At 63.8% G+C, this 13,931-nt stretch carries 13 protein-coding genes; 5 read left to right on the forward strand and 8 right to left on the reverse strand.

Annotated elements, in window-relative coordinates; genetic code table 11:
* Positions 1-41: 41 nt before the first annotated feature.
* The gene (locus HBA54_RS04390) at positions 42-815 is read right to left on the reverse strand and encodes a sulfite exporter TauE/SafE family protein (RefSeq protein WP_167221797.1); all 774 of its coding nucleotides are present in this window, start codon (positions 813-815) and stop codon (positions 42-44) included.
* Positions 816-983: 168 nt separating this feature from the next.
* Between HBA54_RS04390 and HBA54_RS04395 the strand changes: the two genes are divergently transcribed.
* Positions 984-1,922, forward strand: coding sequence for a LysR substrate-binding domain-containing protein (locus tag HBA54_RS04395; protein ID WP_167221799.1), 939 nt, complete (start codon positions 984-986; stop codon positions 1,920-1,922).
* A gap of 4 nt (positions 1,923-1,926) precedes the next feature.
* Here HBA54_RS04395 and HBA54_RS04400 read toward each other — a convergent pair whose 3' ends face one another.
* Complete coding sequence (locus tag HBA54_RS04400) at positions 1,927-2,868, reverse strand: LysR substrate-binding domain-containing protein (protein ID WP_167221801.1); 942 nt, start codon at positions 2,866-2,868, stop codon at positions 1,927-1,929.
* Positions 2,869-3,059: 191 nt separating this feature from the next.
* On the opposite strand from HBA54_RS04400, the gene HBA54_RS04405 reads away from it, so the two are divergent.
* A complete protein-coding gene (locus HBA54_RS04405; protein ID WP_167221803.1) occupies positions 3,060-4,538 on the forward strand; it encodes a catalase in 1,479 nt (492 codons plus the stop codon).
* Between the two features lie 156 nt (positions 4,539-4,694).
* Here the strand turns inward: HBA54_RS04405 and HBA54_RS04410 are convergent, their stop codons facing one another.
* From HBA54_RS04410 to HBA54_RS04420, 3 genes are read right to left on the reverse strand one after another with little or no spacing between them, the layout of a single operon-like run.
* Entirely contained in the window at positions 4,695-5,327 is a 633-nt protein-coding gene (locus HBA54_RS04410; RefSeq protein ID WP_167221805.1) for a MarC family protein, read from the reverse strand.
* A 30-nt stretch (positions 5,328-5,357) separates the two neighbouring features.
* A complete protein-coding gene (locus HBA54_RS04415) occupies positions 5,358-6,362 on the reverse strand; it encodes an adenosine deaminase (protein ID WP_167221807.1) in 1,005 nt (334 codons plus the stop codon).
* A 42-nt stretch (positions 6,363-6,404) separates the two neighbouring features.
* Complete coding sequence (locus HBA54_RS04420) at positions 6,405-7,178, reverse strand: SDR family NAD(P)-dependent oxidoreductase (protein WP_167221809.1); 774 nt, start codon at positions 7,176-7,178, stop codon at positions 6,405-6,407.
* Between the two features lie 198 nt (positions 7,179-7,376).
* Between HBA54_RS04420 and HBA54_RS04425 the strand changes: the two genes are divergently transcribed.
* Positions 7,377-8,462: a phospholipase D-like domain-containing protein gene (locus HBA54_RS04425; protein ID WP_167221811.1), complete on the forward strand. Its 1,086-nt coding sequence runs from the start codon at positions 7,377-7,379 to the stop codon at positions 8,460-8,462.
* 3 nt (positions 8,463-8,465) lie between these two features.
* Here the strand turns inward: HBA54_RS04425 and HBA54_RS04430 are convergent, their stop codons facing one another.
* Positions 8,466-9,251, reverse strand: coding sequence for a DUF1194 domain-containing protein (locus HBA54_RS04430; protein ID WP_167221813.1), 786 nt, complete (start codon positions 9,249-9,251; stop codon positions 8,466-8,468).
* Between the two features lie 105 nt (positions 9,252-9,356).
* On the opposite strand from HBA54_RS04430, the gene HBA54_RS04435 reads away from it, so the two are divergent.
* Entirely contained in the window at positions 9,357-9,755 is a 399-nt protein-coding gene (locus HBA54_RS04435; protein ID WP_167221815.1) for a GFA family protein, read from the forward strand.
* Positions 9,756-9,797: 42 nt separating this feature from the next.
* Here the strand turns inward: HBA54_RS04435 and HBA54_RS04440 are convergent, their stop codons facing one another.
* A complete protein-coding gene (locus HBA54_RS04440; protein ID WP_167221817.1) occupies positions 9,798-10,697 on the reverse strand; it encodes a class I SAM-dependent methyltransferase in 900 nt (299 codons plus the stop codon).
* A gap of 148 nt (positions 10,698-10,845) precedes the next feature.
* A complete protein-coding gene (locus tag HBA54_RS04445; protein WP_167221819.1) occupies positions 10,846-12,264 on the reverse strand; it encodes an MBL fold metallo-hydrolase in 1,419 nt (472 codons plus the stop codon).
* A gap of 400 nt (positions 12,265-12,664) precedes the next feature.
* Here HBA54_RS04445 and HBA54_RS04450 point away from each other — a divergent pair, with 400 nt between their 5' ends.
* The gene (locus HBA54_RS04450) at positions 12,665-13,927 is read left to right on the forward strand and encodes an MFS transporter (protein ID WP_167221821.1); all 1,263 of its coding nucleotides are present in this window, start codon (positions 12,665-12,667) and stop codon (positions 13,925-13,927) included.
* The last annotated feature ends 4 nt before the right edge of the window (positions 13,928-13,931 follow it).

A 13,931-nucleotide genomic window follows, 5' to 3' on the forward strand; every position in this document is an offset into this window, starting at 1 on the left:
CCCACGGCGGGGGCGCCTTTTCTTTTCCGACCCAGACCTATCTAAAAGAGCAGGGCAAGCCCGCCATCCAGCAACAGCTTGGTTCCGGCCAGGATCATCAGCAGGTAGCTGATCCGATAGAAGATGTCCTGGGGCACATGGCGGTGCAGCCGCAGGCCCAACCAGATGCCGAGCGGCGCCAGGGGCGCCAGCAGCAGCGACGCCATCAGGTTGTCGGGGGAGAACTGGCCCAGCCATGCGTAGGGCAGGACCTTCGCCTGGTTGATCAGGAAGAAAAACACGACATTGGTGCCGACGAACACCGTCTTGTCGAGATGCTGGCGCAGCAGGAAGAACTTCGCCGGCGGCCCGCCGGCATGGGCGACGAAGCTGGTGAAACCGGACAACGCACCGCAGACAATTCCCGTTGCGGCCCTGCCGGGCCGCGCCTCAGCGCGATCGCCTGCAGCGGCGAAGGCATGCAGCCCGAAACCCAGGGTGAGCAGACCCAGCACAAGGCGGATCATCGCTTCGTCGACATAGCGAAACGTCAGCGCCCCGGCGGCAAGCCCGACAAACGCACCGGGAAGCAGCAACAGCAGATTGCGGCGGTGCCAGTGCCGCCGGTAGGCCCAGATGCTCAGGGCATCCATCACGCAGAGGATCGGCAGCATGATGGCGGCGGCGGCAAGCGGGGAAATGAAAACCGCCATCAGCGGAACCGCCAGCACGCCGATGCCGCCGGAAAAACCGCTCTTGGAAATGCCGATGGCCAGCACCGCTGCAGCGGCAACGACGAAGAACAGAGGCTCTTCGCTCGGAAGATAGGGAACCATCTGACGTGCCTTGCCGCTGATGAAATTTTGCAGGTCTTCGGGCCCCCCGCGCGGTAAGCGCCGGACCACTGCCGGGCAAGGATTTCTAGAACGCCGCGGCGGGGCTGACAAAAGATCGCTCATCATGTTATGCATGAACAAATACTCATGCATGAAAGGCGCCCCCCGATGCGGCTTCCGCCGACCACCGCCCTGCGCGCGCTCGATGCCGCCGCCCGCCACCTGAGCTTCACCAAAGCGGCGGAAGAACTGCACGTAAGCCAGAGCGCGGTCAGCCACCAGATCAAACACCTGGAAGCCCTGTGGCAGGTGAAGCTCTTCGTCCGCCTGACGCGCCGTCTCGAACTGACCGAGGCCGGCAGCGCCCTGTCCCAATTGGCCCGCACGTTTTTCCGCGACCTCGACAGCACCCTGGCGACGGTCAGAGAGGGCGGGGCGGTCGCTCAGTTGCGGGTCCTGGTGCCCCCCTCCATCGCTCTGAAGTGGCTGGTCCCCCGCCTGCCGGACTTTCGCAAGGCACATCCGCAAGTGGACGTCTGGATCAAGACGCAGGCCGACGCCCGCGTCCGCCACGCCGACGGCTTCGATGCCGCCCTGCAGTTCGGCCCGGACAACAGGACCTCACAACGCTGCTGGCCAATGATGCAGGAATATGTGTTCCCCGTGGCCAGCCCGGAATTCCTGAAAGAGATGGGCGGAGCACCGGAAGATCCGGTTGCCCTCTGCCGCTATCCCCTGTTGCTGCGCACCGAAAACAACAAGGGCGCACCGGAATGGCAGCTCTGGTTCAAAGGCGCCGAAGTGGCGGAGCCGGTCTTTGGCCCGGCCCTGCAGCGCGGCGTGCGCTTCCCGAATACGAACATGGCCCTGCAGGCGGCCATCGACGGGCAGGGGGTGGCCCTGGCGCGCAGCGCGCCGGTCTGGGATGACCTGGAAGCCGGGCGCCTGGTCCGGCTGCTCGCCCTGCGCCGCCCTTTCGCCCATCAGATCTATCTTGTCAGTCCGAAGAAACGCGAAAAGGCCGCTGCGGTCCGCGCCTTTCGCCAATGGTTGCTGGCGGTATCGGCAGTCTCGCAGACCGCCTTCGACGCCAGCGAACCCGGTTGAAACCTCAAGCTTCGGGGGTCTGACGCAGGGGCCGGACGGTGTTGGGCAGGCCTGCCATCATCACGTCGGCCACGGCCTCGATCATCCGGGGCTGCGGGAAGCTGCGGCGGTACCACAGCGCAACGGGCCGCGCCGCCGAGGCCAGGGCGACCGGACGGGCGACGATCCCCATATCGGTCATCCAGGGCCCGCGCACCGCAAGCGCCGGCACCAGGGTGCAGCCGAAACCGGCGGCCACCATGTTCAGCAGGGTCTCCAGGCTGGACGCGCGCAGGTCGCCCAGCGCGGAGGTCGTACTGCCGTTCCCACCCCCGGCAGGGGTGCAGACCTGAAGGACCTGATCGCGCAGGCAGTGGCCGTCGGTCAGCAGCAGCAGATCGACGGCGGCCAGATCCGCCTCGGTGATTTCATCGAGTTCGGCCAGCGGGTGATCGCGCGGATAGGCAACCCAGAAAGGCTCCTCGAAAAGCGGCAGGCTGGCCAGCTCCGGCGCCTCCGGCGTGGTCGCCAGCAGGGCGGCATCGATCTCGTGATTGGCCAGCCGTTCCAGCAGGCGCTCGGTCACTTCTTCGGAGAGAACCGGCGTCAACCCGGGATAAGCGCCGATCAGGCGGCGCAGCACCAGCGGCATCAGATAGGGCGAGATGGTGGGGATCACCCCCAAGCGCAGCCGGCCGGTCATCGGGTCCTGGCGGGCACGGGCGACGCCTTCGATCAGCTCGGCCTGCTCCAGCGCCAGGCGGGCGTGCCGGGCGATGGTCTCACCCAGGGGCGTGGTCACGACCGAGCGGTTGGTGCGCTCGAATAATGTCACGCCCAGATAGTCCTCCAGCTTGCGAACCTGCCCGCTGAGGGTCGGCTGGCTGACGTTGCAGCGCTCGGCGGCACGGCCGAAATGCCGCTCCTCGGCGACGGCAACGATGTAACGCAGATCCCTGAGGTTCATGGCTGAAAATCTCCTGGCCGCCGGGTAGTTACACGAATCATAGTCTAAGCCGATCATTACAATTGAAACAATCGATTTCACGGATTGCCGGAAACAAGCCATCTTTGGGGGGTCGCCGATCACCAAGGCTTAGCCCGGGACGGCGGCGGAACCCGAAGAGGGGCTCACACGCAGGCTCTAGGAGGATAATCATGACAGACAAGAAAACCACCGGCTGCCCGGTGATGACGACCACGGCGGGCGCACCGATCACCGACAATCAGAATTCCCTGACCGCGGGCGCGCGCGGCCCGATCCTGATGCAGGACTATCAGTTGATCGAGAAGCTGGCGCACCAGAACCGCGAGCGCATCCCCGAGCGCGTGGTCCACGCCAAGGGTTGGGGCGCGCTGGGGACCTTCACCGTAACCCACGACATTTCCAAATACACCCGCGCCAAGCTCTTTTCCGAGGTCGGCAAGAAGACCGATATCATCGCGCGCTTCTCCACCGTCGCCGGTGAGCTGGGCGCCGCCGATGCCGAGCGCGACGTGCGCGGCTTCTCGGTGAAGTTCTATACCGAGGAAGGCAACTGGGACATGGTCGGCAACAACACGCCGGTCTTCTTCATCCGCGATCCGCAGAAGTTCCCGGACTTCATCCATACGCAGAAGCGCCATCCCCGGACCCATCTGCGCAGCGGCACCGCGATGTGGGATTACTGGTCCCAGTCGCCCGAGGCACTGCATCAGATCACCATCCTGATGTCGGACCGCGGCATTCCGCCCAGCCCGCGTTTCATGAACGGCTACGGCTCCCACACCTTTTCCTTCATCAACGCGGACAACGAACGCTTCTGGGTGAAGTTCCACTTCAAGACCCGCCAGGGCCACAAGTTCCTGACCAACGCGGAATCCAACAAGGTGATCGGCGAGAGCCGCGAGACCTATCAGGAGGATCTCTTCGGCGCCATCGAGGGCGGCGACTTCCCGCTCTGGGACCTGAAGGTGCAGATCATGCCGGAGGAAGATGCCGAGAAGACGCCCTATAACCCCTTCGACCTGACCAAGGTCTGGCCCCACGCCGACTACCCGCTGATCGACGTCGGCGTGATGGAGCTGAACCGCAACCCGGACAACTACTTCGCGGAGATCGAGCAGGCCGCCTTCTCGCCCTCCAACATCGTGCCGGGCATCGGCTTCTCGCCGGACAAGGTCCTGCAGGCGCGCATCTTCTCCTACGCCGATGCGCACCGTTACCGCCTGGGCACCCACTACGAAGCGCTGCCGGTGAATGCGCCGAAATGCCCGGTGCACCACTACCACAAGGACGGGCCGATGCGTTTCTTCGCCAATAACCCGAACCCGGATGCCTACTACGAGCCGAACTCCTTCAACGGCCCGGCCCAGGCGCCCGAGTATGCCGAACCGCCGCTGAAGATCTCCGGCGATGCGGACCGCTACAACCACCGCGACGGCAACGACGACTACACCCAGGCCGGCGATCTGTTCCGTCTCTTCGACGACGCCCAGAAAGAACGGCTGTTCGCGAACATCGCCGCGGCCATGGGCGGCGTGCCGGACTTCATCGTGCAGAAGCAGCTCGCCCACTTCAGCGCCGCCGATCCGGCTTACGGCGCCGGCGTCGCCAAGGCCCTGGGCGTTGATATCGCGGTGCAGGCCGCGGAATAGGACGACCCCTTTACCCCGCCGGTCCGCGGGCCCCGCAACCCCCTCTTACGGCACCGCGGGCCGGCAACCTCCAGGCCGGAGATCTTGGACACCCCTTCCGTTCCTCCGGGGTGGCTGTCCAGGCTCTCCGGCCGAACTTTTTTGCGTCGGTTTCGTCTAGCCCGCCAGCCCGGGGAAGAGCCCCTTCAGGCCTTCGGCCAGCATGCCCATGGCGATGGCCGCCAGCACCATGCCCATCACCCGTGTGACCACGCCCATACCGGCCTCGCCCAGCTTGCCAGCGATCGGCCCCGCGAAACTGAACAACAGACCGGTCAGCACCGAAAGCGCGAGGATGGCGAGCGAAATCTCACCCTTTTCCAGGATCGAGGGGTGCTGCTGACTGGCGACCAGAACCGTCGCCATGGTGCCCGGCCCGGCGACAATAGGAATGGCCAGCGGCACCACGGCGACGGACGCCCGCGCGCTCGCGTCCTCGCGCTCCGCCGGGGAATGACGATGCTGGTTGTTGTTGGAGAGCATGTGCAGGCCGATAAGAAGCACGATAACACCGCCCGCGGCGCGCAGCGTATCGACGGTGATGCCGAAGAGATCGAGCAACAAAGAGCCGCTCCATGTCACCACCAGCAGCGTGATGGCGCTGGCCAGGGCACAGGTCCAGGCGATGGTTCTTGCCTGGGCCGCCGTGCGCTCCGCCGTCATGCCGGCGAAGACACCGACATTGCCGATGGGATTCATCATCGAAAAGAGCGCCGCCAGGAAACTGGCCAGGGCCGCTTCGGTCATCATTTTCTATCAGCCTTTGTGAGCCATCGCCGCCTATCCACCGTTCACATAGCGGTCGACTTCGGCGATGCGGGCAGCCTTGGTTTCATCGTCGAGGAAAGAGGCGGCGAAGGAGTTGCGGGCGATCTGGCCGAGCACGGTATCGCTGAGGCCGAGGGCCTGCTGCATGGCGCGGTAGTTCTCGTTCACGTAGCCGCCGAAGTAGGCCGGATCGTCGGAGTTCAAGGTGACGAAGAGACCGTGATCCAGCATGGCCCGCAGGGGGTGGTCGGCCAGGTCGGTGACCCCGCCGAGACAGAGATTGGACAGCGGGCAGACCGTCAGCGGCATTGACCGCGCGGCCAGTTCGGCCACCAGCGCCGGATCTTCCAGCGCCCGGTTGCCGTGGTCGATGCGGTCGACGGCAAGCGCGTTGAGGGCGCCCCAGACATAGGCCGGCGGCCCCTCCTCGCCGGCATGGGCGACGGCCAGAAAGCCGGCTTCGCGGGCCTTGGCAAAGACCGCGGTGAAGAGCTCCGGCGGATGGCCGTTCTCGGAGGAATCCAGGCCGACGCCGACGATATGTTCGCGGTAGTCCATCGCCGCCTCCAGGGTCGCCATGGCGTCTTCGGCAGGCAGGTGGCGCAGGAAACAGAGGATGAGTTTCGAGGTGATGCCCAACTCCCGCTCACCGTCCTGCAACGCTCGATGAATGCCGTTGAAGACCGTGGCGAAGGCGACGCCGCGGCTGGTGTGGCCTTGGGGATCGAAGAAGATCTCCGTGTGCTTCACCCCATCGGCCGCCGAACGGCGCAGGTAGGCCAGGGTCAGGTCGTAGAAGTCTTCCTCGCGCAGCAGCACCGACATGCCCTGGTAGTAGAGATCCAGGAACTCCTGCAGGTTGGCGAAGCTGTAGGCGGCCCGCACGGCCTCCACGGAATCGTAGGGCAGCTTGACGCCGTTGCGTCCGGCCAGGGCGAACATCATCTCCGGCTCCAGCGAGCCTTCGATGTGGATATGCAGTTCGGCTTTCGGCAGGGCGGAGATGAAATCGCTCACGGGCTGGGGGATCCTTTCGATGGCGCGGCTCCGTTGCGGTGTTTATAGCGAAATGGAGAAGCCGCCGTCGACCGGCAAGGCCGCGCCGGTGATGAAGTCCGAGGCCGGCCCGGCGAAGAAGGCGGCCAGGCCCTCGAAATCCGCCGGCCGGCCCCAGCGCTTGGCCGGGGTGCGCTGCAGCACGTGTTCGTTCAGCCCTTCGATCTCGCTGCGGGCACGCTGGGTCAGGTCGGTGTCGATCCAGCCCGGCAGCATGCAGTTGACCTGGATGTTGTCCCTCGCCCAGGCCGCCGCCAGGGACCTGGTGAGCTGCACCACGCCCCCCTTGCTGGCGCCGTAGGCGGGGCTCCAGGGCGCGCCGAAGATCGACAGCATGGAGCCGTTGTTGAGGATCTTGCCGCCACCGGCCGCCTTCATCTGCGGATAGCAGGCCTTCGAGCACAGAAAAGTGCTGGTGAGATTGGCGTCCATCACCCTGTGCCATTCGTCCGCCGCCAGGTCCTCCGGGCGCTTGCGGATGTTGGTGCCGGCGTTGTTCACCAGGATGTCGAGGCGGCCGAGCCCGGCGGCAATCTCTTCGACCATGGCGGCCACGGCAGCTTCGTCGGAGACGTCGCAGGCAAGCCCCATGACCTTTGCGCCCTTTGCCGCCAGGCGCTCCAGTTCCGCCGTCGCCGCTGCGAGTTTTTCCGGGCTGCGCCCGACGATGGCCAGCGCCGCACCGGCCTTGGCAAGCCCGCGCGCAATACCCAGGCCGATGCCGCCGTTGCCGCCGGTGACCAGCGCCACCTTTCCGCTCAAATCAAATGCCTGCATGCTCTGGACCTCGTTGCCGGGAAAAAGTCCCGCAGCTTAGCGACGACGCGCGGGAGGACAAGACTGCCCTATCGTGCCGGCCCAGTGTGCCGCAGCACACCCCTTTTGCGTGTTTTCTTTTGGGGAATCGTCTTTGGGCTGTAACGCCCGGCGGGTTAGGCTGTTACGGCCTGTCCGGTCACCAGCGGGGTTGCGACCATGCCTTTTAACCTGAAGAACCGTATCGAACTGCACATGGGACCGAGCGCCATCGGCGCGCCGGACGACCTGGAAGCCGCCATCGTCGGCTTCATCGACCGGGCGAAGGTGAGCCTGGACGCCGCCGTGCAGGAGGTCGAGTCCCGCGCCATCACCGAGGCCTTCGTGCGCGCCAAACAGCGCGGCGTGCGCGTGCGCATCGTGCTGGAACAGGACTATCTGCGCGCCGGCAAGCCGCCACCCGACCCCTTTGACATCGGCGAGGCGGAAGACGAAGAAAACCGCGCCCTCTTCGCCGCCATGCTGCGCGCCAACATCGACGCCCGGGCCGACTACAACCCGGACATCTTCCATCAGAAATTCATCATCCGCGACAGCGGCGAGACCAGACGCGCGCTGCTGACCGGCTCCACCAACTTCACCCCCACCGGGGTCGGGCGGAACCTCAATCACGTGGTGATCCTGCACGATCAGCGGGTCTGCAACGAATACGACCTGGAGTTCGAGGAAATCTGGACCGGCACCTTCGGGCGCAAGCGCAACCGCCACGAACCCTCGCCGCGCAACAACCGGGTGGCCGGCGTGCGGGTCCGTGCGCTCTTCGCGCCGGATCACGCGCCGGAGATGGAGATCATGAAACAGATCCTGAAGGCGCGCGAGCGGGTCGACTTCGCGATCTTCACCTTCTCCAAGTCCTCCGGCATCGACGACGCTCTGGTCGCCATGTCGCACGGCGGTATTGCAATCCGCGGCATCTTCGATTCCGGCCAGGGCAACCGCGATTGGGCCGCGACCCGGCTGGTCGCCAACGCCGGCGGCGAAGCATTTCTGGCATCGCGCAGGAACGGCCTGGGCAAGCTGCACCACAAGTTGATGGTGATCGATTCTTCGCTGATCATCGCGGGCAGCTTCAACTACACCGACCCGGCCAATCGGCTGAACGACGAGAACATCCTGCTGATCGGGGAACTGAGCGAAGAAGACCCCCAGGTCCAGGCCGATCAACAGGCCCTCGCCGGTTTCGCCCTGGCCGAGATCGACCGCATGATCGCCGCCCACGGCGTCGCCGTTCCACCGGCGCCGTAACGCTTAGTCGATTTCTCGGACAGCCGCCAAACGCTGGCGAAAACTGCGCTCATCCGGCACCCCGGCGATTTCCAGCAGCAGCTTGCGGCGCACGGCGGCGGCAAAGCTCTGATCGCCGTCGACCGTCACCACGAAGGCCGCCGGGCCGGCAATGATCTCCTGCTCGAAAGCTTCTTCCAGATCATAGGAGACGGGGCGACCCGATTCGCAGGCACGGCAGAGAATGGCCAGGCCGTTGATCGAGACATCGGCGGCCAGAGCCGCCTGGCGTGCCACCTCGATCGGGAGGCCGCCCCAGTTGTTGGCGCTGTCGCCGGAGAAGTCGATGATCTTGCGGTAGCCGTCGATGGCGTTGCCTTCGATGAGGGCAAGCCCCGCGGCCAGCGCCGAGCCGATGGCATTGCGCCCAAAGGCCAGACGCGGCACCGCCAGCAGCCGCTCGGCAAAGGCCGCCGCGGAAGCCTCGCCGTCGATGATGGTCCAGGGCACGACCACCTCCTGGGATTCGGCACTCCCCCATTCCACATAGGTGACGGCGATGCGGCCGTCCTGTCCCAGGGAAATAGCCGCCAGGATGTCCGGGTCGGTGATCGCCTCGGCATAGCCCCGGCGCTGGAAGAAGATCTCGCCGTCGTCGATGGAGCCCGATGCATCGGCGAGGAGCACCAGTTCCAGATCCACCCGTTCCGGGGTCGACTGCTCCTGGGCCCGGGCGGATACCGAAACCAAAAACGAGGTCCAGACCAGAGCGCAGATGAGGGTGCCGATAACTCGCCTGACGTGCCGCATGATCGTTTCCCTTGTTGCCTGCCAGCGTAAGGAGCTTACCCATCTTGCCGGGCAAGGGATAGGATCACCTTTTGGCCGCAAGACTGTTATCGAAGGAGAAGCGCGATGGACCCGAAAAGAGGGCGCTGCCTCTGCGGTGAAATCTCATTTGAGTACGAAGGACCGGAGAACTGGCGCGGCCACTGCCATTGCGAGTCCTGCCGCCGCAACACCTCGTCACCCTTCACCACCTTCTTCGGCGTCCCCAAGACGGCCTACCGCTATACCGGCAAAGCCCCGGCGGTTTACGAGTCCTCACCCGGCGTGCGGCGGCTGTTCTGCGCAAACTGCGGCGCGCCCGTCGCCTATGAGAGCGACCGCTGGCCGGAGGAAACCCATTTCTACGCCGCCAGCTTGGAGAAGCCGGAGGATTTCGTGCCCGACTTCCATGTTCACTGGGCGGAAAGGCTGCCCTGGGTGCGTCTGAACGATGACTTGCCCAAACATGAAAACAGCCAAGGGTAAACCGCCTTCAGGCGAGAACGAACAGCCGGAAAGAAACCGGCGTCAGGTTTGGGCTTTCACATAGGCGGCAAGGTTGCGTCCGACGCCCCCAGCGGCACACCCGCGGCGAAAGGCGATGAGCGCATCAATGCCTTGATCCCAAAGACCCAGTTCGAATTCAACGCGGGCGAAATGGCAGTTCCGCCCCTTCGGAGGGTGGCGCAGGTAGTTACTGTCTTCATTGAGCGGAAAAATATCGATGGGGAATTCACCCATCATGTCCACCACAGCGAGGCCGTGACGTTCGAGGAAACGGGTCAAAGAGGCAATGGTGAAGTACTGTAGGTGACCCGGTGGACTCACATAGAAATCCGGATTGGCCCGGCCACTGCCGATCAATAGTTCGTGCAGCCAGCTACCATCATTCGGGACAGCAATTCTGGCGATACCGTTAGGGGTCAAAAGCTTGCGGATCGACGCCGCCATGACGCCCGGATCCAGCACGTGTTCAAGGACGTTGTTGACGACAACGAGGTCGTAGCGCTTTCCGGCATCGACCAGATTGTCGATCTCCTCAAAGAGATCGCCAACGATCACCTGATCCGCCAACTCGGGAAAGTACTGATCGATCCCCGTCGTCGTGAAATCCACCCCGGTGACTTCCCATCCGAGGTCGCGAAAGTACGCCAGCCCGAAACCCTCGCCAAACCCCAGATCGAGATAAAACCCGCTGTCGGGCTGCACGAGGGCCGCTGCTTCCGCAAAAGCCAAGTCTTTGTGCCGCAGTTCTGCTGCCGTGTATTCATAGGTGTATTGATTGGCCGCGCCGCCTTTCACGAAGTAGAGGTCATTATAGTGCCTCTTCAAATCTTCGGGCGAAGGACGCGGGGATATAGCGCGAAATCCATCGGGCGTATCAACCAATTGCCATGCCGGCCAGGATTTTCCATCGCGGTCAACCACTCGCACCTCCGTTGTTGTCCCGTTCAGTAGGCCAGTTGCTTCGGCAAGAGTCCATCAAGACCGGGGCGCAGAAAACCTGTGCTCTCTCCAAAGGTTCTTTGGCGGCACCCGGCGTTGCGTGCCGCTGGCAACATCACCGCATCAGCATCTAAATGAAAAAGAAATTCATCAAGGTGTGAAGCGTTGGATCGTACCGGTCCGGCTCGCGTTCCAGTTCGACAAGCGCCGCAATCTCGACGTTGTTCCAGTTTGCCGCCTGGATCAGCAGCATCAGCATCATCGCTGCATCCAGAGTGAACTGCGACCAAGGCCGCCCTGGCACAGGGGCGGCGGCTTCGAATCGCAACTCCTCGCTGTCCAGAGATATTGAGACGCAGATCGATCTGTCTTCTGGCAGAGCAATGCCTTTACCCGGGGTGATCACCAGTATCACATCGTGCTCAGGACAGGCCGAAAAGCGCTGCTGATAGCCCCATAGCACAGCGCGTGCACGCTGAAGCATGCGTTTCCAGGGTATCTTGAAGCCGCGGGGCACCGAGATCAGATCCTGATCCAGCGGTCTGTTACGCAGTGTCCTGGCATAGGCAAGCCGGTCCTCGGAGTTGAAACTGAGGGCACCACCCAGCATCTCGATGGCCCCGCTTGCAACATCAAGCGAGTCGCCAGGCCCCAGAATGGAGAGCGCTTCGGGCGAGTTCCCCGCCGCCGCCCAGCGGGCACGGATCTGACCGGGAGCCGCCTGATGCAGGTACTCTGAAAACTCGGCGATCCGGCCGCCCATAACATAGGACCCGGCCGCGGGAATCGTCTTGGATGCCTTTAGAATTCCCGCGATTTCAACAAATTGGTCCAGCATGCGCTCAGTCAGCGCATCGCGGCGGCGCGCCTTCTCCGCCGCGTCGAACTGAGGAAAGGCGTGGGGATAGAAACTGGCCCCGCCATAGGGAATGATCGCCGTATCAAAAGAACCAAAGCGTTCTACGATCCGCACCGCATCGTGTTCCTTGATCGGATTATCGACGACATTCAACAGTCGCCGGCCGCCGCTCTCAAGAACCAGTGAAGTGTCCATTTCGTAGTCGACATCACTGACATCGCCGCTGCTGGTACCTTCGAACTGACCGAGAATGGTGATTGTGATCCCTTCGATAGCGACCGTTTCATCCAACGGCAGCACCCTTATATCACTGAAACCCATATCCTTGAGATTGCGTTCCAGATGAGGCATCGGCAGTGCCCCGATGAGCAGGGGCGTCGCGCTGTCATAGTGCGCGAGTGTCCGTGCGTCCATGTGATCTGGATGCAGATGGCTGATGTAGATGAAATCCGGCCTCAGCGAATGATAGCGTTTTTTCTGCGCTTCCGACAAAGGCGGGAAGTTATACCAACTGCCGTAGTAGATACCGTCGCTGAACCAGGGGTCGGTCAGTATCGTCCGACCGTCTGCAAGGGTGATCAGGAATGCGGCATTGGTAATGGCCTCAATGCGCAACAAAGAGCCCGAAGCGGTGGCGTCGTTCCCAGTGCTGGATTCAAACAATTTCATAAGACTGGTTCGCCGTTTCACCTGCAGATTGATGATGCAGCAGCCACTCTCGGGCTGCAGTCGGCGAACAAACTCAAAGACACAATTACGGTGCATTTGATCAACCCCAGATACATCAAACGAGAGGTAATGGTCAAGGTCGTTTTCTCTTCAAGAGACACGAAGCAATTGAATTACCTATGTTTTCCCCGTCACTGAGAGTGCCCTGGAGATTTGCACGCCTTGGTCGCAATCCACGGGGCAAAGGGAACCGGTTCCTCCGCAGTCGGTGCGCTGGGCATCAGGAGGACGAGACCCCACTTGTTTGCCAATGAACCGCTGGAACCGGGTCCAGAGTCGCACCTTTCTGTACTCCGGCACCCAGGAAAGCCTTACGGCGCGCGCCCTTCCCTTGCCTTAAGGATCGGCGTAGAAGAGCCGAATGCTTCCCCTGTCCTTTCTCCGCGCCCATGGCCGGCTGCTCGCCTTCGGGTTTTTCATGTGTTTCTGCTCCAGCCTGGGACAGACCTTTTTCATCGCGCTTTTCGGCGGCGAGATCCGCCGGAGCTTCGGGCTGAGCGACGGCGACTTCGGCGCCATCTATTCGGCGGGAACCCTGATCAGCGCTGCGGTGCTGGTCTGGCTCGGCCGTTTGATCGACCGGCTGCCCCTGGCGGTTTTCGCCGCCGCGACCCTGGTCGGACTGGCGGCCATGTGCCTCTTCATGGGCATGGCCGGGTCGCTGGCCGGCGGTCTGGGTACGGCCGGGTGGGGCGCTGCGATCCTGCTGCCGGCCATCTTCGGCCTGCGCCTCTTCGGCCAGGGCCTCTCCAGTCACGCGGCCATTGTGGCCATGGGGCGATATTTCACCGCTGAGCGCGGCCGCGTGGTCTCCCTGGCCTCCCTCGGCCATACCCTGGGGGACGCCGTCCTGCCGGGGCTTGTCGTCGCCGCCCTGACAATCGCCGCCTGGCAGGATATCTGGACCGGTGCCGGCCTCGCCCTGCTCGCCCTCACACCGATCGTCTTTATCCTGTTGAAGGGCCAGCGCGCGCGCGACGCAGCGCTCAGCAGCGCGCGCACGGCAGGCGGCAGCGGCACCGCCGCGCAAGACTGGCGGCTGGCTGCGGTGCTGCGCGATCCCGGCCTGTGGTTGCGGCTGCCCGCCCTGCTGGCGCCCTCCTTCATCTTTACCGGACTGATCTTCCACCAGGTCCACCTGGCCGAGACCAAAGGCTGGCCGCTGTCGCTCCTCGCCGGTTCCTACCTGGTCTTCGCCTTCGCCTCCCTGGCCGCCCTCATGGTCGGCGGCCTGCTGGTCGACCGCTTCAGCGCCCGTCGGCTCGTCACCCTGTTCCTGGCGCCCCTGGCGCTGGCCTGCCTGGTACTGGTCAGCAGCGACGCCGTCATCACGGCACCGCTTTTCCTGGGGCTGATGGGCATGAACGCCGGGATTGCGGGCGTCATCCTCGGCGCCCTCTGGGCGGAACTCTACGGGGTCACCCATCTCGGCGCGATCCGCTCCTTCGGCCAGGCCGCCATGGTGTTTTCCTCAGGCCTGGCCCCGGCCTTCATGGGTTTGCTGATCGACCAGGGCGTCGCCATGGAGAGCATTGCCGCCGGCTCCGCGCTCTACTGCCTCGCCGCCGCCGCCCTGGCCCGACTGGCCGAACAATCCCGTAGAGTGACACCGCAGGCGGGCTGACGCC

This window comes from Pelagibius litoralis (assembly GCF_011683915.1).
Classification (GTDB): Bacteria; Pseudomonadota; Alphaproteobacteria; order Kiloniellales; family Kiloniellaceae; genus Pelagibius; species Pelagibius litoralis.